This is a genomic window from Neomelitea salexigens DSM 19753 (assembly GCF_000422345.1).
In the GTDB taxonomy this organism is placed as follows: domain Bacteria; phylum Pseudomonadota; class Gammaproteobacteria; order Pseudomonadales; family Spongiibacteraceae; genus Spongiibacter; species Spongiibacter marinus_A.
In genome coordinates, this window is record NZ_AULP01000001.1 from 323,896 (window position 1) to 349,645 (window position 25,750).

The 25,750-nt window shown below is 54.8% G+C and carries 22 protein-coding genes; 7 read left to right on the forward strand and 15 right to left on the reverse strand.

The window, feature by feature from the left end:
• Positions 1-16: 16 nt before the first annotated feature.
• From csrA to H573_RS0101545, 5 genes are all read right to left on the reverse strand, one after another.
• Positions 17-199, reverse strand: coding sequence for a carbon storage regulator CsrA (csrA, locus tag H573_RS0101525; RefSeq protein WP_027872724.1), 183 nt, complete (start codon positions 197-199; stop codon positions 17-19).
• A gap of 77 nt (positions 200-276) precedes the next feature.
• Positions 277-1,506, reverse strand: a complete 1,230-nt coding sequence (locus H573_RS0101530) for an aspartate kinase (RefSeq protein WP_027872725.1) — start codon at positions 1,504-1,506, stop codon at positions 277-279.
• 84 nt (positions 1,507-1,590) lie between these two features.
• Complete coding sequence (alaS, locus tag H573_RS0101535) at positions 1,591-4,212, reverse strand: alanine--tRNA ligase (RefSeq protein WP_027872726.1); 2,622 nt, start codon at positions 4,210-4,212, stop codon at positions 1,591-1,593.
• Between the two features lie 124 nt (positions 4,213-4,336).
• Positions 4,337-4,522: a Trm112 family protein gene (locus tag H573_RS0101540; RefSeq protein WP_027872727.1), complete on the reverse strand. Its 186-nt coding sequence runs from the start codon at positions 4,520-4,522 to the stop codon at positions 4,337-4,339.
• 45 nt (positions 4,523-4,567) lie between these two features.
• On the reverse strand, positions 4,568-5,389 hold the full coding sequence (locus tag H573_RS0101545) for a M23 family metallopeptidase (protein ID WP_036255448.1): 822 nt from the start codon (positions 5,387-5,389) through the stop codon (positions 4,568-4,570).
• 82 nt (positions 5,390-5,471) lie between these two features.
• Between H573_RS0101545 and greB the strand changes: the two genes are divergently transcribed.
• Entirely contained in the window at positions 5,472-5,981 is a 510-nt protein-coding gene (greB, locus tag H573_RS0101550; protein WP_027872729.1) for a transcription elongation factor GreB, read from the forward strand.
• A 30-nt stretch (positions 5,982-6,011) separates the two neighbouring features.
• Positions 6,012-7,283: an alpha/beta hydrolase gene (locus tag H573_RS16615; RefSeq protein ID WP_154653809.1), complete on the forward strand. Its 1,272-nt coding sequence runs from the start codon at positions 6,012-6,014 to the stop codon at positions 7,281-7,283.
• Positions 7,284-7,304: 21 nt separating this feature from the next.
• On the opposite strand, the gene H573_RS0101560 is transcribed toward H573_RS16615, so the two are convergent.
• Genes H573_RS0101560 through H573_RS16620 form a run of 4 tightly spaced genes read right to left on the reverse strand, consistent with a single transcriptional unit; the run spans position 7,305 to position 10,248 of the window.
• Complete coding sequence (locus H573_RS0101560; protein WP_027872730.1) at positions 7,305-7,880, reverse strand: DUF1134 domain-containing protein; 576 nt, start codon at positions 7,878-7,880, stop codon at positions 7,305-7,307.
• Positions 7,881-7,938: 58 nt separating this feature from the next.
• Positions 7,939-8,553, reverse strand: coding sequence for an NUDIX domain-containing protein (locus H573_RS0101565; protein ID WP_084497849.1), 615 nt, complete (start codon positions 8,551-8,553; stop codon positions 7,939-7,941).
• Positions 8,550-9,134, reverse strand: a complete 585-nt coding sequence (locus H573_RS0101570) for a uracil-DNA glycosylase family protein (protein ID WP_027872732.1) — start codon at positions 9,132-9,134, stop codon at positions 8,550-8,552. Before H573_RS0101570 ends, H573_RS0101565 begins: the two co-directional genes overlap by 4 nt.
• A gap of 49 nt (positions 9,135-9,183) precedes the next feature.
• Positions 9,184-10,248: a peptidoglycan-binding domain-containing protein gene (locus H573_RS16620; protein ID WP_051170839.1), complete on the reverse strand. Its 1,065-nt coding sequence runs from the start codon at positions 10,246-10,248 to the stop codon at positions 9,184-9,186.
• 243 nt (positions 10,249-10,491) lie between these two features.
• Between H573_RS16620 and gcvP the strand changes: the two genes are divergently transcribed.
• The 3 genes from gcvP (at position 10,492) to H573_RS18740 (ending at position 17,779) form a co-directional block, all read left to right on the forward strand.
• A complete protein-coding gene (gene gcvP, locus H573_RS0101585) occupies positions 10,492-13,365 on the forward strand; it encodes an aminomethyl-transferring glycine dehydrogenase (RefSeq protein WP_027872734.1) in 2,874 nt (957 codons plus the stop codon).
• A 359-nt stretch (positions 13,366-13,724) separates the two neighbouring features.
• Positions 13,725-16,418 (forward strand): PI-PLC domain-containing protein, encoded by a 2,694-nt coding sequence (locus H573_RS0101590; protein WP_154653810.1) that lies wholly within the window; start codon positions 13,725-13,727, stop codon positions 16,416-16,418.
• Positions 16,419-16,483: 65 nt separating this feature from the next.
• Positions 16,484-17,779 carry an OmpA family protein gene (locus H573_RS18740; RefSeq protein ID WP_051170842.1) on the forward strand — a complete coding sequence of 432 codons (1,296 nt, stop codon included), beginning with the start codon at positions 16,484-16,486 and terminating at the stop codon, positions 17,777-17,779.
• 223 nt (positions 17,780-18,002) lie between these two features.
• Here the strand turns inward: H573_RS18740 and sat are convergent, their stop codons facing one another.
• Positions 18,003-19,190: a sulfate adenylyltransferase gene (gene sat, locus H573_RS0101600; RefSeq protein ID WP_027872736.1), complete on the reverse strand. Its 1,188-nt coding sequence runs from the start codon at positions 19,188-19,190 to the stop codon at positions 18,003-18,005.
• Positions 19,191-19,246: 56 nt separating this feature from the next.
• Positions 19,247-19,858, reverse strand: a complete 612-nt coding sequence (gene cysC / locus H573_RS0101605; RefSeq protein ID WP_027872737.1) for an adenylyl-sulfate kinase — start codon at positions 19,856-19,858, stop codon at positions 19,247-19,249.
• Between the two features lie 167 nt (positions 19,859-20,025).
• On the opposite strand from cysC, the gene H573_RS0101610 reads away from it, so the two are divergent.
• Positions 20,026-20,907 carry a LysR family transcriptional regulator gene (locus tag H573_RS0101610; RefSeq protein WP_027872738.1) on the forward strand — a complete coding sequence of 294 codons (882 nt, stop codon included), beginning with the start codon at positions 20,026-20,028 and terminating at the stop codon, positions 20,905-20,907.
• A gap of 8 nt (positions 20,908-20,915) precedes the next feature.
• Here H573_RS0101610 and H573_RS0101615 read toward each other — a convergent pair whose 3' ends face one another.
• The 4 genes from H573_RS0101615 to H573_RS0101630 all read right to left on the reverse strand — a co-directional run bounded on the left by H573_RS0101615 (position 20,916) and on the right by H573_RS0101630 (position 24,493).
• Positions 20,916-22,091 carry a sulfotransferase family protein gene (locus tag H573_RS0101615; protein ID WP_027872739.1) on the reverse strand — a complete coding sequence of 392 codons (1,176 nt, stop codon included), beginning with the start codon at positions 22,089-22,091 and terminating at the stop codon, positions 20,916-20,918.
• 28 nt (positions 22,092-22,119) lie between these two features.
• Positions 22,120-23,256, reverse strand: coding sequence for a DUF1214 domain-containing protein (locus tag H573_RS0101620; RefSeq protein WP_027872740.1), 1,137 nt, complete (start codon positions 23,254-23,256; stop codon positions 22,120-22,122).
• Positions 23,257-23,330: 74 nt separating this feature from the next.
• Complete coding sequence (trmH, locus tag H573_RS0101625) at positions 23,331-24,014, reverse strand: tRNA (guanosine(18)-2'-O)-methyltransferase TrmH (protein ID WP_027872741.1); 684 nt, start codon at positions 24,012-24,014, stop codon at positions 23,331-23,333.
• Between the two features lie 26 nt (positions 24,015-24,040).
• A complete protein-coding gene (locus H573_RS0101630; RefSeq protein WP_234701821.1) occupies positions 24,041-24,493 on the reverse strand; it encodes a hotdog fold thioesterase in 453 nt (150 codons plus the stop codon).
• A 99-nt stretch (positions 24,494-24,592) separates the two neighbouring features.
• Between H573_RS0101630 and H573_RS0101635 the strand changes: the two genes are divergently transcribed.
• Positions 24,593-25,741, forward strand: coding sequence for an acyl-CoA dehydrogenase family protein (locus H573_RS0101635; RefSeq protein WP_027872743.1), 1,149 nt, complete (start codon positions 24,593-24,595; stop codon positions 25,739-25,741).
• The last annotated feature ends 9 nt before the right edge of the window (positions 25,742-25,750 follow it).

Consider the following 25,750-nt stretch of genomic DNA (forward strand, 5'->3'; position numbering starts at 1 on the left):
TTAGGCTAATTTCCCGCTATTCTTTATTACCGTCTTTCTCGCCTTGAATGCGGTCATAAATTTCTTCCCGGTGAACGGCGATATGCTTGGGCGCATTCACACCCAGACGCACTTGATTCCCCTTCACTCCCAATACAGTGACAGTCACTTCGTCACCGACCATAAGCGTCTCACCAATACGACGAGTCAGTATTAACATGTTGCTTTCTCCTATCCAGAGCCAGTATCCGTACCCCGTGCGTATCCGTATGCGCGCAGCAGTTCACGTCTCTGTTTCTACGATGTAGGCGCTTTATCTAGATCAAAAGCTGTATGGAGGGCCCTCACCGCCAGCTCTAGATATTTTTCATCAACGACCACCGAAATCTTAATTTCTGAAGTGGTAATCAGCTGAATGTTGATCGACTCTTCCGCCAAAGTTTTAAACATTTTACTTGCGATGCCAGCGTGTGAGCGCATTCCGACACCCACAAGCGACACCTTGGCAATTTTATTGTCGGTTTTCACCTCTCGCGCACCTGTCTCTTCGACCAGCTTGCGAACAATTGCCTCTGTTTTCGCAACGTCATTTCGACCGACAGTAAAGGTCAGGTCAGTCGTATTGTCCTCTGCGACGTTTTGAACAATGACGTCTACCTCAATATTTGCGTCGCTAACAGGCCCAAGTATCTGGTAGGCCAAGCCCGGTGTATCGGGTACACCGAGTACCGTAATCTTTGCTTCATCGCGCGTGAACGCGATACCCGAAATCGCCGGGTTTTCCATATCTGACTCTTCCTCAAGACTAATCAACGTACCCGGGCCGTCTTCAAAGGCGTGCAATACGCGCAACGGCACATTGTACTTACCTGCAAACTCAACGGCGCGAATTTGCAACACCTTCGAGCCCAAGCTAGCCATTTCCAGCATCTCTTCGAAGGTGATGCGCTCAAGCCGACGCGCCTGGCTCTCTACCCTAGGGTCGGTGGTGTAAACACCATCGACATCGGTATATATCTGGCACTCATCGGCCTTCAGCGCCGCCGCCAAGGCGACACCCGTGGTATCAGAGCCACCTCTGCCAAGGGTGGTGATATTACCGTTCTCATCCACACCCTGAAAGCCAGCAACTACAACCACGTTGCCACCAGCCAGGTCATCGCGAATACGGTGATCATCAATTTCCCTGATCCGCGCCTTGGTGTGGGCCTCGTCGGTGAGAATACGCACCTGGCTGCCCGTGTAGGATTTCGCCCCGACACCGAGTTCATGCAGGGCCATACACAACAGGGAAATGGTTACTTGCTCGCCGGTTGCGACGAGAACATCCAACTCCCTTGGGGTGGGGTGCTCCTGCATGGCCTTGGCCATTTCAATCAAGCGGTTAGTCTCGCCACTCATGGCCGACACGACTACCACAACATCATCACCGCGACGCCGAAAGCCGGCAACCTTCTCTGCGACCGCCTTTATCCGGTCAACGGTGCCGACCGAAGTACCGCCAAATTTTTGAACAATCAGACTCATGTTTTCTATCTGCAAATGACCGCCCTGTGCGAAGGGCGCTCATTAAACAACAACTCCAGAATAAAGGAAACGGCTACTATGTCTCTATACGTGATTCACGTAATCTTTGACCGACTGCAAGGCAGCGGGGATCGCGGCAACATCGCTGCCGCCACCCTGCGCCATGTCTGGACGACCGCCGCCCTTGCCTCCGACTGCCGCCGCAGCTCGCTTCATAATATCGCCCGCTTTGCAGCGACCCGTGAGGTCTTTCGTTACGCCGGCGACCAGCGATACTTTTTCGCCCTCGCCACTGGCCAGCAGCACCACACCTGAGCCCAACTTATTTTTCAGCTGGTCCATGCTATCGCGCAAGGTCTTCGCATCAGCGCCTTCTATATTAACGGCGAGGACGCTAATACCGTTGATCTCTTCCACCTCAGACAATAGATCGCGACTGCCCGCGGTTGCCAGCTTGGCCTTTAGACGCTCTAGTTCTTTTTGCTGTTCCCGGTGGCTACTCAGCAGCTGCGCAAGTTTGGCATCAAAATTTTCAGGCGTACTTTTCAATGCCGCACAAGCAGACTGCAGACGGCTGCGATCGCGCCCCGCTTCATTAAGCGCTTCGGCTCCGGTTACCGCCTCAATTCGGCGCACACCGGCAGCAATGCCAGATTCCGCAACGATACGCATCACGCCAATATCGCCGGTGCGACGAACATGGGTGCCGCCACACAGCTCGACAGAAAAGTCGCCGCCCATGCTCAATACACGCACGGTTTCGCCATACTTCTCGCCAAACAGCATCACCGCGCCCCGCTCTTTAGCAGAGTCGATGTCGGTTTCCACGGTTTCAACCGCCGTATTTCGGCGAATTTCGTCATTCACCATCGCCTCTATTTTCTGCAACTGTTCCGCAGTTACCGCCTCGCCGTGGGCAAAGTCAAAACGCAGGCGCTCAGCGGTTACCAGCGAGCCCTTTTGCGCTACATGTTCACCCAGTACCTTGCGCAATGCGGCGTGAAGCAAATGGGTTGCCGAGTGATTCAGCGCGGTAGATTGACGAATACTGGCATCTACTTCGGCTTCAACAGTCTGGCCGGCAACAACCGCCCCCGCCGCAACCACGCCAATATGCACAAAGTGATCACCGGCCTTTTGGGTATCGCGCACTTCTATGCGTAAGCCTTCTGCACGGATAACACCGCAGTCCCCTGCCTGGCCACCGGACTCAGCGTAGAAAGGTGTACGATCCAGCACCACCAGAACATCATCACCCTCTGCAGCGCGTTCACAGGGCTGACCATCACGCAACAGCGCAATAATCTTGGCATCGTCGCTCAGCGACTGATAGCCAGTAAAGGTGGTGGCACCGTCGACGTCTAAACGCAGGTCGGCATCCATTTTGAAATTCGATGCTGAGCGAGCACGCTCGCGCTGCGCCTCCATGGCCGCCTCAAACCCGTCCATATCCAACGTCAGGTCTTTCTCACGGGCGATATCGGCGGTAAGGTCCACGGGAAAACCATAGGTATCGTATAAACGGAACACCGTTTCACCCGGGATTTGCTGCCCCTTAAGCTCACTCAGGTCTGCCTCGAGAATCTTCATCCCCTGGTCCAGAGTCTTCGCGAACTGCTCTTCTTCCTGGAGCAATGCTTTTTCAATCGCACCCTGCAATTCACGTAGCTCAGGGTAAGCACTGCCCATTTCAACAGCCAGGGCATCAACCAGTTTGTAAAAGAAGGGCTCGGTCGCACCAAGCTTGTTGCCGTGGCGCACTGCACGGCGAATTATCCGGCGCAACACATAGCCGCGTCCTTCGTTGGATGGCAGTACACCATCGGCAATCAAAAACGCGCAGGAGCGGATATGGTCAGCAATAACACGCAACGACGTGTGTTGACGGTCATCAACACCCAGCACCCTGGCCGTCGCGGCAATGAGGTTATCGAACAGGTCTATCTCGTAATTGCTGTGAACACCCTGCATCACCGCAGATATGCGTTCCAGCCCCATACCGGTGTCTACCGATGGCGCAGGCAGCTCAGTCATGGTGCCATCGGCATCGCGATTGAACTGCATGAATACGTTGTTCCAAATTTCGATGTAGCGGTCGCCGTCCTCATCCGGGCTCCCCGGAGGACCACCGGCTACATCTTCACCGTGGTCATAAAAAATTTCTGTACAGGGCCCACAGGGGCCTGTGTCACCCATTGACCAGAAGTTATCCGAGGCGTATTTGGCGCCCTTGTTGTCGCCGATACGCACCATGCGCTCAGCCGGAATACCAACCTCTTCATTCCATATCTTGTAGGCTTCATCATCGTCGGCATAAACCGTTACCCACAGGCGTGAGCTATCGATATTCAGCCACTCCTTCGACGTTAAGAATTCCCACGCAAAGAGAATGGCATCGCGCTTGAAATAGTCGCCAAAGCTAAAATTCCCCAGCATTTCGAAGAACGTATGGTGGCGAGCGGTGTAGCCAACATTCTCCAAATCGTTGTGCTTACCACCAGCGCGAACACAGCGCTGACTGCTGACTGCACGGCTGTAATTACGTTTATCGCGACCGAGGAACACGTCTTTAAATTGCACCATCCCCGCATTCGTGAAAAGCAACGTAGGGTCATTACCGGGTACCAGCGAACTACTGGCCACCGGGGTGTGTCCCTTGCTTTCAAAGTAGCGAATAAAGGCATCGCGGATAGCAGCGCTTTTCATGAACACGGTCTCACTCTGGGGTCTACATAACGACAAACGCCGGAAGACAGCTTCCGGCGGAAAGGAAAAAGTATAGCGAAATCAGCAGGCGATGTATGCGCCAACGCCCGCGACAACGGGTGAATTAGCCAAGTTTTTCATCAGCAGTCAGCGGTCGCGCCTCTGACTCCAGCATTACCGGAATACCGTCGCGCACCGGGTAGGCCAAACCGCTAGCGCGACACACCAGCTCATTGCGCTCAGCGTCGAACTCGACAGGCGCTTTGCTCACCGGGCAAACCAATATTTCCAACAACTTTTTATCAATCATTTTCAACACTCTAAATCAAAACAACAACGCAGCCCCGGGGTGCGCTCATTCACTGACGGGCGCCAGCTCACTGGGCATCGGTCCTACCAATAGCGCCGGGTCTAAACGCTGACCATGCCAGTTCATGCGCCAGTCAAGATGCGGCCCTGTCGCCCGCCCCGTTGCACCTACCTCGGCGATGGCCTGCCCTCTCTCCACCTCTTGCCCGGGTGCAACCAAAATCTTACTCAGATGGATGAACGTGGAGGAGATACCCTGGCCGTGATCGATGATCAGGGTTCCCCCCGAATAAAACATATCGTTGTGAACCAGCGTCACCACGCCGCTGTTGGGCGCGATAACCGTTGCCCCCACGGGCCTCGCCACATCCACACCATAGTGTGGTCGACCGGGGGTGCCATTATAGACACGCTGACTACCGAAAACACCAGTGATGGGGCCAATTAGCGGCCATTGATAGGTATTTAAAAAATCCTGCCGGTCTTCACTGCGCCGGCGCGCCTTACCCACCATGGCGGACTCCTGACGAATACGCGCCAGCACCTCTGCCGGCGGTGTAACGGTTTTCTGAGGGACCCCATTTACCCGCTGCACGGCGTATTCGCGCTGCGTTATCGCAAGTTCCTGGCTGGTACAGTCGCCGTCACGGCACACGCGCAACGTCATCGCCGCGGGCGCATCGCGATCAAAGCCGGCCACAAACACCCCATTTTCAGCCACTTTCAACGTGTGCTCTCCGAGCTCCACTCGGCTGCCAGGTGCCACTTTGCCGTGGATAAGCCCGCCCTGTATCAACTGCCCCTGCAGTTCAATAGCACCGAGTTGCAGCGGCAACAGCGCGGTTAACAATATCATTAGCGTTCGCATATCATCTCCTAGCGATTTCTGCCTAACACCATATCGCGATATTATGCGCGATTCAGCATCTCGCTTAAGGTTTTGACAACAAATGAGTCGCTATCGTCCGCCCCGCCAACGAGGCTCTCGGTACATCACCCCAGAGGGCGAGCGCGCGCTTCGTGAAGAACTGCGTCAGCTGTGGAAAGTGGAGCGTCCGCAAGTCACCCAAACCGTGCACGAGGCGGCAAAGAATGGCGATCGATCGGAAAACGGCGACTATATCTACGGCAAAAAACGGTTGCGGGAAATCGACAGCCGGGTGCGTTTTCTCAGCAAACGACTCGATGAACTCACTGTGGTCGACGAATTCCCCAGCGATCGAGAACGGGTTTTCTTCGGCGCTTGGGTGTCCATAGAGGATGAAGACGGTAACGAAAGCCACTACCGTATCGTCGGCCCGGATGAGTTTGACGTGAGCAGTGGCAAACTTTCCATGGACTCGCCGCTCGCTAAAGCCTTGCTTGGCAAGCGAGTAGATGATGAAATTTCCGTCACAGCGCCAACCGGCGAAAAGCTTTATTATATTACCGCCATTCACTACGGGCATTCTCCGCGCTGAGTCACACACATCAACCGAGGCACATTCGCAATGCTGACACTTTCACTCTTCTGGGCATGGTTTAGCTGGAACGCCTACCACCCCTGGAAAGGTAGACCTGAATTCATGGGCATCGTCAGCTTCATTTTTGGCATGTTAGCGGGCGAACTCGGCCTGCATATCATAGCCATCAATGTGCTGCTTACGGCGGGGATCGTTTTATTCGGCGAACTCGACGGCCTCGCCGATAGCCTCGGACTGCTGATTGCCATGGCAAGCTGGCTCAGCTTGGGCTTGTTTTACTTCAGGGCGCGAAATAATGAGGCAATTATGCGTGCGGCTGTTTGCGAAGCGCTGGAGACTGACGATTATCCGCAGACTCCCGATAACCTGCACTACACCCCCGACAGCGACCGCTTGCTAAAACCCTTCGCTTTCCGCCATCCACGGGTAGAGCGCTTGAAGGATATTCCCTACTGCGATGTTAATGGCCGCAAGCTTCATGTCGACATCTACCGTCGCCGGGATTGCCCAAAAAATGCGCCGGTACTGCTACAAATACACGGCGGCGCATGGATGCAAAACCTGGGCAGCAAAGAGCAACAGGCCCTGCCACTAATGACACAGCTCGCCGAAAACGGCTGGATCTGCGTTGCCGTTCAATATCGCCTGAGTCCGGCGGCAACCTTCCCCGACCATATTATCGACTGCAAGCGCGCGCTGGTCTGGACCAAAGATCACATCGCCGATTACGGTGGTGACCCCGACTTTATCGTCGCCACGGGCGGCTCTGCTGGCGGTCATTTAAGTAGTCTGTTAGCACTGAGTGCTAACGCCGCCGAGTTTCAGCCGGGCTTTGAGGAGCGCGACACTCAGGTGCAAGCCTGCATCCCGTTTTATGGGGTCTATGATTTTCTGAACAGTAAGGCACAGCGGCACAATGAAGGCTTAGAACAATGGCTGGCTGAGCGCGTGATTAAGAAGACGCGCAGCGAGGGCGGCGAACTGTGGCGCAGCGCCTCGCCCGTGTCGTGGATACATGAAGATGCACCACCCTTTCTTATTATTCACGGCGAAGCGGACACACTTGTACCGGTGAAAGAGTCGCGTGAGCTCTACGCAGAATTGAAGGCCAGCTCAAAAAACCCCGTGGCCTACGCCGAACTGCCCGATGCTCAGCACGCCTTCGACTTGGTGATCTCACTGCGAAGCCAAATTGTGGTCAATGCCCTCTGCGACTATTGCCACTGCCTTCACCAGCGCTACTTGGCACAAGCCGAAAAGACTGCCGCAGCGCTCAGCGATGAAACCAGCCCGGCATAAACCGGGCTTTAGAGCGAGCCCTTAGAACGGGTTCCAGCTGGCTTTTTTGCTGTACTGCAAATACCCAACATTGGCGCCGCTGCGCAGACCAACACCCGTGCGAATAGGCGCCAAAACGATGTCGCCACTGCGCTGGTAATTCACCCCGACACCGGCGGCTACATAGATACTCCCTTCCACGCCCGGGAAGCGCTGATACAAACGCTCGACGTCGTCAAGCTGGTAAACCAGCGTAAAAACCTTGGATGCATTTGCCCCGAGATCAAAACCGATGGATGGCCCCTGCCAAAATATCGCGCGAACTTCCCCACTAAGGGTTTGCAATTCACCGCGGCCGTAGCGCACACCAACCCCCAGTGCTGCGGAGACCTCTTCGCCAACAATAATGGCGTTGGGCTCACCTTGTTCGGCAAAAACCTTCTCGACCGCCTTTGCCAACCCCTCGGTTGTTTCGCCGAAAAACAACCCGGCTTTTTCCATTACCTGCTCGCGACTGAAGCCCTTGGCGGACTCTTCCGCATGCGCACCCGCCAGCATTGACAGCGTGATAACCAAAGCAGCAAATACACCGTTGCTCCACCGCACTATCTGTTCCATACGACCTCCTCTTCAGGCTCCTATGAAGGGCCCCGGCGGCTATTGCCGACAACGCTGTTTATATCTCACTGGGCGGCAGACGCTCAAGCAACGCCTTCCAACAGCCTTCATGTTTCAGCAACAAGGTGTGCAGCTTTAGTAGCGCCGCCACGCTGATAGCATCGGTAATCTCACCGGAAAGCGCCATGTCTATTACCTCAGGCAACGGTAGACGCCGGACTTCAAGCTCCTCGCAGGGCTCCGGCGCGCTTTCGCCCAGCGTTAGGCCCCGCGCTACATAAATCTGTGCGACTTCATCGGTGCAGGAGTTGCTGGTGTGCAGCGTCATCAATGGGTGCAGCGCCGCCGCACGCAGGCCGGTCTCCTCTGCAAGCTCGCGCAGCGCTGCCTCCGGCGCGGAGCTGTCAAGAGGACAGCCGCCCTCGGGTATCTCCCAGCTATAGGCTTGCAGCGGATAGCGATATTGACCTACCAACCAGGTGTAGCCCTGCTCATCCACCGGTATCACGCCCACCGCACGGTTCTTAAAGCAAACTTTCCCGTAGATGCCCGGCGTGTTTCCCGGCGTGGTCACCTCGTGATGCTCAAGCCGCAGCCACGGATTCTCGTAGACACTCTCACTGTGATGCAGCCGCCAAGGCCCAACGATCACTGACTGTTTTTTATCACTCACGACGGCTCGCTTAGTAGGGGGTGTATTCGGCGCTGAAACGATGGCAGTAGCTGCTCATCAAACCAAGGGTTTTGCTTAAACCAACGGATATTTCTCGGCGAGGGGTGTGGAAGACTGATAAACCGCCCGTCTAGCGACTGGTTTTGTACGCGTTCGGTGAGGCTTGTCTCGCCATCACCGGCATAGCGTTTCTGGGCATACTGGCCTATCAGTAGCACAACGTCTATATGCGGCATCTGCTGCAACAGGCGCTCATGCCATGTTGGCGCGCACTCTGGACGAGGCGGCAAATCGCCACTCTTGCCCTTGCCTGGGTAACAAAAGCCCATCGGCAAAATACCCAGGCGCGCGTCGCGATAGAATTGCTCTCGATCGATGCTTAACCAGCCGCGAAGGCGGTCACCGGAAGGATCATCCCAGGGCAGCCCACTATTGTGCACTTTCAGCCCCGGGGCCTGCCCGATAATGAGAATTCTAGCCTCTGGCGCGACCCGTAGAACCGGGCGCGGACCAAGAGGCAGCGCCGATTCACAAAGGCGGCATGCCGCTACTTCATTAAGTAACTGTTGAAGGTTCTCCATAGCCGCATTTTGCAGTCGAATGCATATGGCGGCAAGAGAACAACACTAGCTAGGGTGCCGCGACATCCAACGCTTCTAGGGTCTCAACTGACAAACGGCCTGTCGCCAACCCCTTCTTCTGCTGAAAACTATGAATAGCGGTACGTGTGCGTTTACCGAGAATGCCATCGGCGTAGCCCGCATCAAAGCCGCGCTCGTTAAGGGCTCGCTGAACATTGCGAATAGTGGCTTCACTTGCGTCGCGTTTGCACAGAATCTGCCGCCACACCAAGGTCTCATCGGCAATTTTTTCGCGATAGCTGTAGCGCTCATACACAGCAGGCACCTTAATTCGCTTGACCTTTGCCGGCTCGACAACGTGCTGCACTCGCACCGTTTTGGTTGTTGCAGGCACCTTCACCTCAACGGTGTGTTCAGGCTTGTCGATCACCCGCTTTTTCACCGTCTCGAAAACGGCAGGCTCAACAACGCGGCGGTACACGGCTGGGCGCTTCAACACCTGGCGCTCGACTCGGCGGTACTTGGCAGGCACCTCCACCAAGTGGAGAATCTCGCCGCTGTCTTCATCAATCTTTTCCACCGCACCGCGCCCCGGGCGCCACACCGACTCTGCCGGCTTGCTCAGGATTTTCTCTGTTACTGTCTCGTATTCAGCCTCAGACACCAATTCTTGGCGAACCCTGGCAGGAAGCACCTGCGTCTTTTCTTCAAGCCATTTATAGGTCGCAGGAACCACCTTTAATTGCGTGTAGGCCTCACTCACCACAACCTTTTCTTCGCGCCACTCCGTTTTCGCGGGCTGCATCTCCAGTTTTTCACTGGACTCCTTCACCACCCGAGTGGCTTCGCGATCAATAAATTTTGGCGGCAACAACATTCGAGCATAACAAGCGCCCGTCTGCGCATCAGGCGGCATTGCCGATAGCGCGCTACCACCATCTCGTGCCTTGAGCTTTTCAATTTGGATCAACGCATCTGCCAGTGCCGTTTCCAAAGAAGCAACGCGCTGACCACCTTGCTCGACGGGTGTGCGACCACCCCGGTAGTTCGGGGCCATCACACAGGCGCTGCAAACAGCGGCGATCAATACGGCAAGCGTGGCACTGCGAATCACTCTATTCTCCTACTGACTATGACCCATAAATCTAACGAGCGATCTATGTTTGCAGCATTTTATAACGAATTCATTTAGCTTATCGACCGCAATTTCCACAAATCGCCAAACCACACAATAAACTTCCTGAATGCGGCGATCTCCGAGGAAAATATCGCAGCTGGCGGCAATAATGCCGGGGAAATTCCAACCGCAATATGCTTTAATAAGCGCGCTTTTTTTGAACGCAGGCGCCTTGCAATAATGACCCACTCTCTCAAGCAACTTAGTGACTCAGGTGAATTTCAACAGCGGCACATCGGCCCGAACGAAGAGCAAGTTCGCGCTATGCTCAATAGCTTGGGCAGCAGCTCACTAGAGACATTGATCAGCGAAACGGTTCCCGCATCTATCTTGCGTGACTCACTGCCGCTGCCCGACGGGGTTAGCGAACAAGATGCACTCAATGAGTTGGCCAGTATTGCCGCCAAGAACACGATTGCCCGTTCGTATATTGGCATGGGTTACTACGACACCCATACCCCCAAGGTTATTCTGCGCAACGTACTGGAAAATCCAGGCTGGTACACCGCGTACACACCCTACCAACCGGAAATCGCGCAAGGGCGCCTAGAAGCGTTGCTGAATTTCCAACAAATGGTGATCGACCTCACCGGACTGGATCTCGCCAACGCATCGCTGCTAGACGAAGCTACCGCTGCCGCGGAAGCCATGGCGATGTGCAAACGCGCGGCGCGGAAAAACAAAAGTGATGTATTTTTCGTCGACCAGCACTGCCACCCACAAACTATCGCGGTACTCAAAACACGCGCCGATGCGCTCGGCCTCGAAGTCGTCGTCGGCGACGCCTTTAGCGACCTGGAAGCGCAGCCCTGCTTCGGCGTACTTGTTCAATACCCACAGACAGGCGGTGAAATTCGAGACTTGCGCGGACTTTGCCAGCTCGCGCAGGAGAAAGACTGCCTTAGCGTGGTCGCTGCCGACCTTCTCAGCCTGATGCTACTCACACCTCCAGGCGAACAGGGTGCCGACATTGTCGTTGGCAGCGCTCAGCGCTTTGGCGTCCCCATGGGCTTTGGCGGCCCCCACGCAGCCTTCTTCGCAACTAAAGACAAACATAAGCGCTCCGTACCTGGCCGCATCATTGGTGTGTCGGTAGACAGCCGCGGAAAACCGGCACTGCGCATGGCCATGCAAACCCGCGAGCAACATATCCGCCGCGAAAAGGCCACCTCCAATATTTGTACCTCGCAGGCGCTGCTCGCCATTATGGCGGTGTTTTACGCCATTTATCATGGCCCCGAAGGACTTCGCCGGATCGCACTTCGTGTCAACCGCTCTACAGCCGTACTTGCATCGGGCCTCAAGCAGCTAGGTTTCGACAGCAATGCCCACTTCTTCGACACGTTAACTGTCGCCTGTGGCGAGCGCAGCAAAGAGTTGGCCGACAAAGCAGAGGCACTGGGCCTTAATTTCCGGCGCAATAGCGACAGTCTCGGCATCAGCCTGGATGAAACGACTCGCAGTGAAGATATCGAACAAATTTGGTCAGTATTTACGGCAGACCAAGCGCTACCGAGCGTAGCGGATATCGACAGCCAGCTCGGCGAATTACCGGGAATACCGGCGGATATGCAACGCCACACCGCCGTTCTGGAGCATCCGGTCTTTAATAGCTACCACTCTGAAACAGAAATGCTGCGCTATATGAGCCGCCTGGAGCGCAAGGACATTGCGCTTAACCATTCGATGATCGCGCTCGGCTCCTGCACCATGAAACTCAACGCCAGCAGCGAGATGATCCCGGTTACCTGGCCTGAACTGGGGCGCATCCACCCCTTTGCCCCCGCAAATCAGATAACAGGCTACCTGCAGCTGGTTGATGAACTGGAAAAGCAACTGGTGGAATGCACAGGCTACGACAAATTCTCCATGCAACCGAATGCGGGCTCTCAAGGCGAATATGCCGGACTGCTTGCCATCCGCCGCTACCATGAAAGCCGCGGCGATGCGCAGCGCGACATCTGCCTGATACCAAGCTCAGCACACGGCACGAACCCCGCGTCAGCAGCGATGGCAAGTATGCGTGTGGTGATCGTCAACTGCGACGAACTGGGCAATGTTGATGTCGCGGATTTACGGCAAAAAGCCGAGCAACACCGCGACGAGCTCGCCGCACTAATGGTGACCTACCCCTCGACTCACGGCGTTTTCGAAGAAGGCATTCGCGAAATTTGTGACATCGTTCATGAGCACGGCGGCCAGGTTTACGTCGACGGCGCCAATATGAATGCCCTGGTGGGCCTTGCCGCCCCTGGCCATTTTGGTGCCGACGTATCGCACCTCAACCTACACAAGACATTTTGCATTCCCCACGGTGGTGGTGGCCCTGGCATGGGGCCTATCGGTGTTAAAGCCCACCTGGCTCCCTTCCTGCCCAATCACCCTGTACAGCCGATTAACGGCCTGGGTAGCGAAAACGACACCGTATCGGCAGCCACCTACGGCAGCGCCAGTATCCTACCTATTTCCTGGATGTATATCCGCATGATGGGCGGCGCCGGACTTCGCCGCGCTACAGAAGTTGCGATTCTTAACGCCAACTACATGGCCAAGCGCCTGGCTGACCACTACCCCATCCTTTATACCGGCAAACACGGTCGCGTCGCCCACGAGTGCATTATCGACCTGCGCCCCTTAAAAGAAAGCAGTGGCATCAGCGAAGAAGACGTTGCAAAACGCTTAATGGATTATGGCTTTCACGCGCCCACCATGTCATTCCCAGTGCCCGGAACACTGATGATCGAGCCGACTGAAAGCGAAGCCAAGGCCGAACTCGATCGCTTCTGCGATGCCATGATCCACATTCGCAAGGAAATTGCGCGCGTGGAAGCTGGCCAGCTTCCCGCTGACGACAACCCACTGGTTAATGCACCGCACACGCAAGCCGACATCGTCAGCAGTGACTGGGCTCGCGCTTACAGTCGCGAAGAAGCCGCATGGCCCGTTAACGACTTAAGAGAGTCGAAATATTGGCCAACGGTCAATCGCATCGATAACGTCTACGGCGACCGCAACTTGATCTGCTCTTGCCCGCCGGTAGAGAGCTATCGATAAAACCCTTCCCCGCCCCACTCAAAAACCCAAGAGTGGGGCGAACTCCCCATATCCACCCTCTAACAATACCGCGATAGGACGAGCCAAAACCACACGCGGTAAGGCAAACTCTCCACCAGCTTGCGACATTGCCCAAAATTGCTTTTGTAACAGCGACATAGCTATCGTTTAGCCCTAAAATAATGCCGACCAAGAGCCTAAACGTGCACATATCACAGAAAATTTTGGCCTTTTTGCTCTAACATCTAACTTTAGAGGTGACGACTGTTGTTTTTACTTACAACATCCGTAAAACTACGTAACCTTAAGCGCACACCCATTTCCTGTTGTACCAGCTTGACTCTCCGGGAGGGGAATACATGAAAAGCATAAAAATAGCGATGTCGCTCGTTTTCGCATCGTTCTTACTCGCAGCGTGTGGAGGCGGTGGCGATGCCCGCAGCCCCGACCGTCCGGGATTAACCATAGACCCTGAAACCCTCCGCATGGAGTTCGTCAACAACGTCTCGACTTTACCGGGTACCGGTAACAGTCGGATTTCTGTGCGCATGCTCGCGCTGCGCTCCGATGGCATTAACAAGAACGTCGGCCCAGAAATGGTTATTACCGACCAGGTTCGCTGGCAGTTGAGCGCGAATCTCGGCTCTCCCGAAAAGGCTGAGCTCGACGTCAATGACGATGGCTCTCCGAAATTCCGCGACACCGTTAGAGACGGCAAAGTCCAGGATATTCTGAACCGCGTGCAGATGGGCGTTGATGACGCAGATATCAATGCAACGGTAACCGGTACGTTTACTAAATCAGGCAAAACCTTCAGCAAGACCCTGCCCTTCACCGTGGTTCCACCCACGCCGGCAGGCAGCCCCAAGATTGTGGGCAAAGAGCTAATTTTGCTTGACCCGCTGATTGAAAACGACTCGGAAACAACGAACTACCGCTTACTGCAGTATTTCACCAATACGCCGATTCCCGAAAACATCACCGATACCGTCTATATTTGCAGCAGCGATACCGCGCTGGCAGAACCGTCAGCGGATCAACCTGTTGCCCTCAACGGTTCGGTTCCCGTTACCTACAAAAGCCCCTTCACTAGCGACGGTAATAATGCCGAGCGCCAAGTTACCCTGTTTGCCGTTGATGCCGACAGCAACCCCAATGGCTGTGTTGGTGCAACTTCTGACGGCATCCGCGAGCTGACGGTAACGATCAAGCCAGCAACCTTCGCCAAGGTGGATATCTGTGCGGTCATTAACCCAACAGCCTCAGCCTGCGACGAAGGCGGTGTATTAGACCAGAACTTGGTTGCGAGCTGTAAAGGCTTGAATTCAAACAGCATTAGCGTGCCTGCGGCGCAGCGCTTGCAGTTCGTAGCGCGCCTCACCTACAACAACGTGCAAAACCCGGGCCAAACCCTGCAGGTTTACCAGTGCAGCGACAACGACAATGATGTTTGGAGCACCCGCGACGGCGACCTGATCTACAGCAGCGATCCTAAAGTCGACCCCAAGGAAGGCTTTGCAGTGACCGTTGACGGCGCAACGTATGACGAATTGAAAGCAGCCGGCGGCATTGCTCTGACCAGCGTGGTAACCGGCAACTTTGGTAACAACGTTCCCGATCTGGCTGACACGCTTGAGCTGAACCTGGTTGGCCCGCGCGTCGATGAGATAAAAATAGAGCGTGTAGATGGACTGAACAATGACACCAACGGCCCAGACACCCTGTATGTCAACAGCTTCTTGGATGGCATTGAGTACCGCGCGCTGTGTAAGTTCACTGAACTCGCTGGTGGCACCGGTGCTTTTGAGGCCTGTCCTAACGGCCTGATCGAATGGGAATCTAGTGTGCCTGCCACGGCCCTCCCCATACCCGATACATCGGTTAACACTACCCTTACGGCACAAGCCGGCGCGACGAGTGGGCAGCTAGACCTCAAACTGACTTACTTTGGCAGCGACGAGCCGGTTTCAGTGACACGTCCGGTGAACGCCGTAGATCCCGGCACACTGACAGAGCTACGCCTGTTCATGGTGCCTAATGGCAATGAGCCTGACACCTTGGCCGAAGATGAATTCGCCTGTGTCGGTCGTGACAATTTGGTTGAAACACTGGAAGAGGGCGAACAATTTGTTCGCGGCGGGCAACAGTTTGAAGCTTATGCCAACTTCAGTGGCCTGCAGGGTTCAACTGACCTACCTACTGAGGGCGACTTACTCGGCGCTGACAATACCTCGACGACACGCTTACTTCGTGTAACCGATCAAAGCAACATCGCTTTCACTGCAATACCCGGCTTCTGGAGTGGTGACTTTGCTGATCCTGCAGAGTGCCAGACAGCGATCAATGATTCGGTTCCAGTTGAGGACATCAGTGGTGGAATAGGCGAGTTCGCTGTGGTGGATGGCGCAGCGAGTTTTGACCCCAATAAGAAAGGACGCCTGAAGTCTGACGGCTTACTGCGTTTGAGCACTGTGTGTGTGCAGGCGCAGGCTGACACAGACCTGGACAGCAACTTTGAGACTAAGTCGGTCGATGGCGCTAGCGTGTTGGTCCTGCCGGCCGCCGATGATAAGCTGCTGACCTATTCAAATGAACTGTGCGAAGTCCTTGAGCCCGTCCTAACAATGAGCTCATTCCCTGGCGCAGGCTTTGAAACACCAGGCGTGATTTTACCGGTGATTTACGGCATCAGCTTGGTTGCCGACCCCTTACTCGCAACGTTGATTAGCAACGATGACGGCGGCACAATTCCCGCTGAAGCAATCATCGAGGGACTAGTAACGGGCGATTTCTCTGCGCTCGACCCCTCTGCACCGGACCTGGGTGCAGGCTTAGGTGATTTGACCAGTCTCTTACTCTCCGGTGGCGACCAGCTGCCTGCGGGACTCGGTGCGATCGTTGATGCCGTAGATGCATGTTTGGCAGCTCCGGTTCTATCAGTCACAGATGCATTGCTTGATACATTACTGGGCTTCAACCCCGAAGATTTCCAAAACTTCGACGACACATTCTATGATGACTGTATAAACCTCTTTGAAGGTTTAGCACCATAATAAAAAGGATAAAACGCGGCCTAACGGCCGCGTTTTGCCACTGGGTAGTTACTAGGAGAAACTAAATGAAACTGCGTACTCTTGCGCTTGCGATGGCTGCCACGGCGTTGACCTCGCCCCTGCTCGCCGACAGCAGCGATGAAGAATCGGTGTATGATGACCGCTGGCGTGGCCACGTTATGCTCGGCGCAACGGTCGCCGACGATGAAAATTACGACAATGGCGGCATTGGTAAGATCGGTATCGGCAAGCCCATCAGCCGTTACATCATGCTCGATGCCCACTTAAATTATGGTGAGCTCAAAACCAGTAAGAACGATGTCTACGAGCGCGCTGCGGCAGGTGTCGATATTTTGTTCTTCCCTTTCGGCGCCTTTGAGCTCGATGCCAGCGCCCTCCAACCCTACTTCGGTGTTGGCGCGACTTACCATGAAATTGAGTTTGTTGGCGATATCGAAACTGATTTCGGTAACGACGCAATCGCCGGTTTTACTTACGACTTAGGCGAGGCGTCACTGCGTGCAGAAGCCCGCTACCAGATAGATAAAATCAACGAAAAAGACGTTCTCGAAGACGACTACTTCTATACCTATGCCTTTATGCTGGGTATCTCCGTCCCCTTCGGCGACAAGCCTCTACCCTATAATTACGACAGCGATGGCGACGGTGTACCCGACCGCATCGACAAGTGCCCTAACACTCCCCGTGGCACGCCTGTCGACTCGAACGGCTGCCCGCTGGATAGCGACGGCGATGGCGTTCCCAACTTCCGCGACAAATGTCCAAACACCCCACGCGGCGCCAAAGTAAATGTCCACGGCTGCTCTATCGACGATGACCGCGATGGCGTGCCCAACGATATTGACCAGTGCCCAGGCACCCCGCTTGGCGTACCCGTTGATGTTCGCGGTTGCCCGCTCGATAGCGACAACGATGGCGTACCCAATAAGATCGACCAGTGCCCAGGCACCCTGCCCGGAATGAAAGTGAATTCCCGCGGCTGTGTGATCTCGCAAAAAGTCGATATCGATGGCGTACACTTCGAATTTAACAAAGCTCGGCTGATGCTTGATTCGAAGACCGTGCTGGATAACGTCGCCAAGGCCCTGAACAACGAGCCAGACATTACCATTATCATAGCGGGTCACACTGATTCTGTAGGTAGCGATGCTTACAACAAGCGCCTGTCGCAAGAGCGCGCACAGTCAGTGGTCGACTACTTGATTAGCAAAGGTATTGAACGCAGCCGCCTGCGCGCGGTGGGCTACGGAGAAAGTAAACCCGTTGCCGATAACTCCACCGACGAGGGCCGTGAGCGCAACCGTCGCGTAGAGCTACAGGTGAATAGCCCGAATCGCTAATCGCACTGACGCAATATTGTAAGGGGGCCTAGGCCCCCTTTTTTTGTGTCTGAGTCCGCCGTTTCTACGGGCCACTGCAGCGCCCTACATACAGGGAAAGTAGGCTCTACTAGACCGGCCACTTAGGCTTCAATGTTAACGTCGCTTTTGCACTAAGAAATATCAGCGCTAAAAAAAAGCCCCGCGGTGATGTCACCGCGGGGCTTTTTTAGAGGCTGTCTAATTAGCCTTCAATCTGATAATAGTCCATCAGAATCTGAGCTACCTCAGGGCGTGAAAACTCCGGTGGTGGCGCAATGCCATTACCCAACATTTCACGAACCTTAGTGCCGGATAGCAATACGAAGTCCTCTTTATTGTGATCCGGCGCATCGCGCATCATCACCACTTTATTCAACTTCTTAGAGTAAGCCGTGTGGTCGGCGCGGTAGATATCAATTTCCAGCGCCCCTTCAGGCACTTTCTCATCGAAAATCGTCTGCGCATCGAAACCACCGTAGTAGTCACCCACACCGGCGTGGTCACGGCCAACAATCAGGTGCGTACAGCCACAGTTCTGGCGGAACACCGCGTGCAATACCGCCTCACGTGGGCCAGCGTAAAGCATGTCGAAACCGTAGCCGGTAATCATTACCGTGTTCTTGGGGAAGTAAACTTCAACCATTTTGCGGATCGCCGCATCACGCACGTGAGCGGGGATATCTCCGGCCTTCAATTTACCGAGCAACATGTGAATAAGGATGCCATCGGTACCCAGGTCTTCCATCGCCATGCGGCACAGCTCTTCGTGCGCGCGGTGCATTGGGTTACGCGTTTGGAAAGCAACCACTTTTTCCCAGCCACGCTCTGCAATCTCGTTACGAATTTCAACGGCAGTGCGGAAAGTATCCGGGAAGTCAGCCTGGAAGTAGCTGAAGTTAAGCACTTGGATCGGGCCTGATAGCAAGGTATTGCCCAAAGACTTGAAAGTCTTCACACCGGGGTGCTCAGCATCCAGGGTGCCAAAGATGTTCTCAGCCATGAAGTCGATCTGTTCGTCGCTAACCGACTCAACAGCGTCTACATCCATAATCGCCAATACGGGATTGCCCTCAACATTGGGGTCGCGCAGCGCGATTCGGCTTCCCGCCTCAATGCCTTGTGCATCTTGCACCAAGTTAACAACAGGCACTGGCCAAAACAGGCCTTCTGCAGTGTGAAGTTTCTCGGCCACACTCAGAGAGTCCGTCAGGTTCATGTAGCCAGTCAGCGGGGTGAAGTAACCGGCACCCAGCATCACCGCGTTAGCGGCAGCGGCAGAGCTAACAATAATAGAAGGCAGAGTTTCCGCCTCAGCATTGAGTGCGTGGTGTTTCTCGGTGTCGTAAACAAACAGCGGCTTAAGTTCATCAGCGCCATGGGGCTTAATCATCATAAAACTCCGTAATTTCGTGGTGTCTTCTCGTTCAGTTGCTGAGCAAATTGGGCTTAAATAATGCCGCGCTCTTTCAGCATATTCAGCAGAACCTCTACCTCTTCGTCCAGGCTCAGCTCGTGGCTGTTGAGAACCAGTTCTGGGCTTTCCGGTGCCTCGTAGGGGTCGTCAATGCCAGTGAAGTTTTTGATCTCACCTGCACGAGCTTTTTTATACAGGCCTTTGGGGTCACGCTCTTCAGCCACTTCCAACGGCACATTCACGTATACCTCGATGAACGCCATATCGCTCTCGTCGTGCAACGCGCGCACCGCATCGCGATCTTCGCGGTAAGGGCTGACAAAACTGCTCAATACAATTACGCCGGTGTCGACAAATAACTTCGACACTTCACCAATGCGGCGAATATTTTCTGCGCGATCCTCTGCACTAAAGCCCAGGTTCTTGTTAATACCCATGCGGATATTATCGCCATCCAAGCGATAGCAAAGGTGGCCCTGCTGCATTAGCGCTTTTTCCAACGCCACGGCAACGGTACTCTTGCCACTGCCTGACAGACCAGTGAACCACAGCGTGGCACCTTTTTGCTTCAACAGTGCATTGCGGTCTTCACGGCTAACTTCGCCGTCGTGCCAGTGAACATTTGTAGCCTTCACTTCGGTCATGTTGATCTCCACACTTGAGTAGCGTCAAAAGTAGACCAGCCGAACCGGCCAGTCGGAATTGGCGGCAATGATACGACTGCCCCACCAACAAGTAAAACGGCTTATTACTATACTCAGTATCGATTTTATCGATAGCGAGAATGGCGCGAACACGCTACGCTTGGCCCATGAACTACAGTCTGCGCCAACTCAGCATATTCCTCGCCGTCGCCCGCCATGAAAACGTATCCAAGGCGGCGGCTGAGCTTAGCCTGTCTCAATCTGCGGCCAGCGCGGCGCTGCAAGCCCTGGAGCGGAACTACGGTGTGTCGCTGTTTGAGCGCCAGGGCAACAAACTGTCGTTAAACCCGGTCGGCCACAGCCTGCGCAAAGAGGCAGAAACGCTGTATGCGCACGCACAGCAGTTTGAACAACTGCTGCAACGCCACGGCGAGTTCGGGCACTTGAAGGTCGGTGCCAGCTTTACCATTGGCAACCATCTGGTGGTGCGCTATCTCGCCGACTACCTGAGTCACTACCCCGATGCGGATGTTGAGCTCGACACGGCGAATACCCCCGAGATCGTTCAGAAGGTCCTCAATTACGAGGTCGACGTCGGCATGATTGAGCGGGAGGTTCAGCACCGAGAGCTGGAGCTGATCCCGTGGATGGAGGATGAGCTGATCGTTTTTTGCAGCGCCGCGCACCCCCTTGCCAAGCAGCAAAGCCTTAGCAACAAAGACATAAAAAGCGCTCGGTGGATTTTGCGCGAACCGGATTCAGGCGCGCGACACACCTTCGACCGAGCACTGGCCGGCCTGCTGCCGGAGATTAATATTTATCGGGAATTTCGCCACAACGAAGCGATAAAAAGCGCCGTGGAATCAGGCCTCGGTATTGGCTGCCTATCACAGGTGGTACTGCAAAATGACTTTCGCAACGGCACCCTGGTGCCGCTTAAATTGGCGCGTCGGGATATGCGCCGCCGCTTTTACTTCGCCCTGCCGAAAAAGCGGCACGACAAGGCGGCAGTGAACTACTGGATCGAACTCTGCCGCCGCCAACGCTAGTCGCCGCACTAAAGGTATTTGGCGCGGTAGTCGGCAAACATCTCTTTCAACTGCGGCTCGGTAAAACCGAATTGCTCTAGCGTGTACTCATGGGCGGGACGTGCTTCGCGTTTATTGTCCTCACGGTAACGCTCCATGGCATCGCGTGCCTCATCGGTGAATGCCATACCAATAAATTGATACACCGACTCCATGCTCTTCAGCGGGTCGCTAATCGTGTCTTTGTACCATACGTCGAGAAAGGCGTCGGGATATTGCTCACGTGTTGCCATGGTGCGCAACGTACCTCTGGCGTATTTCTTCGCCCATTGTTCGCCTACCACGGTTGGGTCCACATCGTCGCTAGCCATAATCCACAGGTTGTAGTTCATACTGGCTGCCGACGGAATGGTTTGCAGCGGGTCGCGGTGGGTCTGCACGATTTTGGCGTCGGGAAAAACCTTCAACAGCACAGCGATATGGTGCAAATGATGCGGCGTTTTCAGCAACCAGCGCTCAGCCTGTTGGCCGTTGCGTTTTTTCTGCCACTGCAAAAACTGCAGCATGCGCTTCAAATACTCATAGGCCGGGGTATTGTCGTGGCTGTCGTTCCACTCCCCGTAACTGGGAACATTGCAAAACGCGTCGGGGATCGTGCTGTAAAAGCTGTGCTCCAGCAGCAAAATATCCTCATCAGCACCCACCGGGTCCATGGGGTGAATGGCCGCGATCTCTGGGTTAGCCTCCAGCATCGCGGCAATCTCCTGCTCTGCTGAGGTAATTCGTGGGTCCTTGCCGCTAAAATCCCAATCCAGCGCTGGCGCGGGGTTACGCACTTCATACCAAAGTGGCGCATAGAAGCGCTGGTCACTGGCCAGGATGCGATGAGTGTATGTCGATCCCGTGCGCTGCAAACCGATAATCACCACCGGCGACAGCACTTTCTCGTCGAGGATTTCCGGGTGCTTGCTAATCCAGGCTTCCATTCTCAGACGGTTAATCAAAATATTCAGAATGCGTTGATACTGCCCGAAGCGGCCGGCAGCATTGAGCTTGGCTTCCTCGTTCAACGCCTTTACCAACACCGCCATTGGCTCGCGAAATGACTCGTCGCCAAAATCGCGCAAACCGCCCGTTGCCTCGGTGGCTGCTTGTAAAAGCGAATCAACACTGAGATCCACCTGCGGAATTGCCTGCTCTGTCATGGTGCTTTCCTTATTCGTTTCGCGATTGTTATTGTAGTGTGTCGATTTTTACCACGCTGCAGCGCGGGTCGGTGATGTGTGCTGCACCAATCCAGCGAAAGGCCATAGTGCCCTCACGGTGCCCCGTGGTGTCCAGCCAATTTGCGCAGCCCGGATCACGCGCAGCGACGACTATGCGCACGCTGCCGTCATCGCGATACTGCGCGGTATGTTTATTCACATGGATATCGACGTAGCGGTATTCCAGCGATTCCATCCAGTAGTTGTTAAGCTGGAAATTCCAGTTGTCACATTCGGGAATATCATCGACCTCGATCACTAGCGCTTCATCGTCTGCCAGACAGAAATAGCCGTGGTAATAATAGATATTGGGGTCGCCACCCAGTTTCTGGCAGTAGGCTTGGTCGGCGGCGGGAAGGCTATTGGGCTGCGCTTTAAAGCCCTCGGCCCAGTCGGCGAACAGGGTGGCGGTACCTTTGACAAAGGCTGCGGTACTGCGCAGTTTTTGGGCAAATTCTGCAGCATCCAGGGGCGCTGGCTTAACGCCGTCGCGGTCGAGGCGCTCAATAATCAGGTCTGCCGCGACTTCGGTTTTCCGGTCAAGAAACGTCTGGCGCACCAGCACCGCTACCGTGTCCTCAGTGATCGCCAACCAATTCTCGGGGTGAGGTTTACGGGACAGAATAATGTCGATGCTGCCATCGTCATTCACTTCCAAACCGCCATGGGTATCCAACGCTGCGACCGAGCGCATATTGCCGTCTTCTTCCTCATAGCCACCAGCAATCGCAATGAAGCCCAGATACGCGACACTGCCGCGGCTTCCGCGAATTCGATAGTCGTGTGCGCCATTGATCTCAGCACGTTGATAGTAGTTATCTGGGTTGTCCGCACCAATTTTGGCGGTTTCGTGCGAGGGGCGGTAGAAGTCGGGGAAGTCCGGATCACTGCACTCGACAAACATATCCAGCGCAATGCGCGTTAAGCGCGTGAGATAGCGCCATCCTTCGGCGCGGTGCAGGGCATCTTGCGGGGCTTCAGGGCGCAAAATTTGCTGGCCAGCGTCTTTGAGTTGATCGCAGAACTCCGCCCAAAGTTCTCCGCTCATTACCGCATCTATCTCAGCGTTTACCGGGCTACCATTCGCCTTAGCGTTATCAGTCATCGTGCTCTCCCATTATTATGGCAGGCACTATGGCGTTAAATGGCAACGGTGGGCATCACCCAGAGGGATGAAAATCAGTCTTCACGAATGCGCTTATACCACTGCGCAGGGTCGGCGATTTCACCATCTTCCTCGCGCAACGCTGGGTAGTCCAAGCCATTCTCACGACAAAAGTCGCGCACTTGCGGATGAGCCCATTCAAACAGCGTTTGCCGGTAGGTCTGTTCATCCAGTCGGGGCCGGTCGTACAAACCCTGCTGATCGCGCTGATACTGCGCCTCCGAAAGGATAATGCCCGCCGCCACCGACACATTGTACGACTGCACCATGCCCATCATCGGAATCGTGATGTGCGCATCAGCCAGGGCGCACGCCTCAGCACTTACGCCCCGCTTTTCCGCCCCCAGCAATATCGCCGTGGGTCGGGTGTAGTCGGGCTGGCGATAATCCACCGAGTCTGCGTCAAGGTGGGCCGCAAGAACCTGATAACCATCGCCCTGAAGCTTTTTAATCAGCGCTGCAATATCGCGGTGGCGGCGCACGGCTACCCAGCTGTGGCTACCCATCGCTGTACCACGGAAAGTCTTGTAGTCCTTGTCGTCGATCACTGCGTGCATTTCCGCGATGCCCGCCGCATCGGCAGTGCGCACTATCGCCGATAAATTACGCCCTTTGTGGACATTGTCGGTGATGACCGTCAAATCAGGCTGGCGACGATCCAGCACGGCTCTGAGCCGTTGGTAGCGTTCCGGGGTCATGGTAGATACACGTCAAAAAATCGCCATTATACCTGCATATCAATCACGGCCATGGTCAGCCGCGAGATACAGATATCACGCTGTTGCTCGTCGCAGATGCGAATATCCCAAACGTGGGTGGTGCGGCCAATATGAATGGGCTTGGCAACCGCCGTTACGCGGCCGCTTACCACTTTGCGCAGATGGTTGGCATTGATATCCAAACCGACGCAGGCCTTACCGGGTTCTGCAGCCATCATCGCGGCCATACTCCCCACTGTTTCGGCTAGTACCACGGACGCCCCGCCGTGAAGAATACCCATTGGCTGGTGGGTTCTATGATCCACGGGCATGCTGGCTGTCAACGAGTCTTCTGCAATCGCCTCAATGCGAATATCCAACACCTCGGCAATGGTGTTTTTCATCATCTCATTGGCTTTTTCAACATCACCATTTTGCTTCCACAAGGTCACGTTTTTCTCCTTTTGTACTACATCCAAGCCCTTTTCCTGCGCGTATGCGGAGCTAGTGGCTTTTAAAGTTCTCCCTGTTAACATGTAGGAAAATAAGGTCAAAATCTATCACAAAGGAGGTCAGCCATGAGCGGCATGCCACGATATATTTACGAAGAAGAACATGAAATGTTCCGCAACTCGGTGCGTAAATTCCTGGAAACCGAGGCTGCGCCCTACCACGCCCAGTGGGAAAAAGATGGCCATGTCGACCGTCAGTTGTGGATTAAAGCCGGCGAGCAAGGCTTCCTGAGCCCCACCGTGGCAGAGGAATACGGCGGCGTCGGCGCAGACTTTCGCTACAACGCCATTGTTGACGAAGAAGTGGGCCGCAGTGGCCTGACCGGTATTGGCTGGGGCTTGCACTCTGATATCGCTGTTCCCTACATCATCAGCTACGGCAACGAGGCACAGAAAGAGAAGTATTTGCCCAAATGCGTGAGCGGCGAAATAATCACCGCGATCGCCATGACAGAGCCCGGTGCCGGCTCCGACCTGCAGGGCATTAAAACCACTGCCGTAAAAGATGGTGACGACTACATTATCAACGGCTCCAAAACCTTCATCACTAACGGGCAGCTCTCTGACCTGGTGATTGTGGTTGCCAAAACCGACCCCAGTGCCGGCGCCAAGGGTGTTAGCTTGTTTTTGGTAGAGTCGGGAACACCTGGGTTTAGCAAGGGCGCGAACCTAGAGAAGGTGGGCATGAAGGCTCAGGACACCTCCGAGCTGTTCTTCCAAGATGTGCGCGTGTCCAAAGACCAACTCCTTGGCGAAGAAGGCATGGGCTTTGTGTACCTCATGCAGGACCTGCCGCAGGAACGCTTGAGCGTTGCCATTAACGCCGTTGCCAATGCTAAGTCGGTGTTGGAACAAACTGTCGAGTACGTGAAAGAGCGCAAAGCTTTCGGAAAGAGTATCGCCACCTTCCAGAATACCCAGTTCAAGCTGGCGGAAATGGATACCGACATTACTGTGGCCGAAGCCTATATGGATCGCTGCCTGGAGCTTCACATCAACAAGCAGTTCGACTCCGTCGCTGCCGCAAAATGCAAGCTGATGGCCACTGACCTGCAATGCAAGGTCATTGATGAGTGCCTGCAATTGCACGGCGGTTACGGCTTCATGTGGGAGTACCCAGTGGCGCGTGCATTTGCCGACTCGCGCGTGCAGCGCATCTATGCGGGCACCAACGAGATTATGAAACTCATCATCGGTCGCGAACTGGTTAAATAACGACCTACC

Coding starts and splice junctions, on each gene's coding strand:
- csrA (WP_027872724.1), bottom strand. CDS start 199: ATGTTAATACTGACTCGTCGTATTGGTGAGACGCTTATGGTCGGTGAC.
- H573_RS0101635 (WP_027872743.1), top strand. CDS start 24,593: ATGAGCGGCATGCCACGATATATTTACGAAGAAGAACATGAAATGTTC.
- sat (WP_027872736.1), bottom strand. CDS start 19,190: ATGATTAAGCCCCATGGCGCTGATGAACTTAAGCCGCTGTTTGTTTAC.
- H573_RS0101615 (WP_027872739.1), bottom strand. CDS start 22,091: ATGACAGAGCAGGCAATTCCGCAGGTGGATCTCAGTGTTGATTCGCTT.
- gcvP (WP_027872734.1), top strand. CDS start 10,492: ATGACCCACTCTCTCAAGCAACTTAGTGACTCAGGTGAATTTCAACAG.
- H573_RS0101570 (WP_027872732.1), bottom strand. CDS start 9,134: ATGGAGAACCTTCAACAGTTACTTAATGAAGTAGCGGCATGCCGCCTT.
- H573_RS0101620 (WP_027872740.1), bottom strand. CDS start 23,256: ATGACTGATAACGCTAAGGCGAATGGTAGCCCGGTAAACGCTGAGATA.
- H573_RS0101560 (WP_027872730.1), bottom strand. CDS start 7,880: ATGGAACAGATAGTGCGGTGGAGCAACGGTGTATTTGCTGCTTTGGTT.
- H573_RS18740 (WP_051170842.1), top strand. CDS start 16,484: ATGAAACTGCGTACTCTTGCGCTTGCGATGGCTGCCACGGCGTTGACC.
- H573_RS0101590 (WP_154653810.1), top strand. CDS start 13,725: ATGAAAAGCATAAAAATAGCGATGTCGCTCGTTTTCGCATCGTTCTTA.
- H573_RS0101540 (WP_027872727.1), bottom strand. CDS start 4,522: ATGATTGATAAAAAGTTGTTGGAAATATTGGTTTGCCCGGTGAGCAAA.
- H573_RS0101610 (WP_027872738.1), top strand. CDS start 20,026: ATGAACTACAGTCTGCGCCAACTCAGCATATTCCTCGCCGTCGCCCGC.
- greB (WP_027872729.1), top strand. CDS start 5,472: ATGAGTCGCTATCGTCCGCCCCGCCAACGAGGCTCTCGGTACATCACC.
- alaS (WP_027872726.1), bottom strand. CDS start 4,212: ATGAAAAGCGCTGCTATCCGCGATGCCTTTATTCGCTACTTTGAAAGC.
- H573_RS0101545 (WP_036255448.1), bottom strand. CDS start 5,389: ATGCGAACGCTAATGATATTGTTAACCGCGCTGTTGCCGCTGCAACTC.
- trmH (WP_027872741.1), bottom strand. CDS start 24,014: ATGACCCCGGAACGCTACCAACGGCTCAGAGCCGTGCTGGATCGTCGC.
- H573_RS16615 (WP_154653809.1), top strand. CDS start 6,012: ATGCTGACACTTTCACTCTTCTGGGCATGGTTTAGCTGGAACGCCTAC.
- cysC (WP_027872737.1), bottom strand. CDS start 19,858: ATGACCGAAGTGAAGGCTACAAATGTTCACTGGCACGACGGCGAAGTT.
- H573_RS0101530 (WP_027872725.1), bottom strand. CDS start 1,506: ATGAGTCTGATTGTTCAAAAATTTGGCGGTACTTCGGTCGGCACCGTT.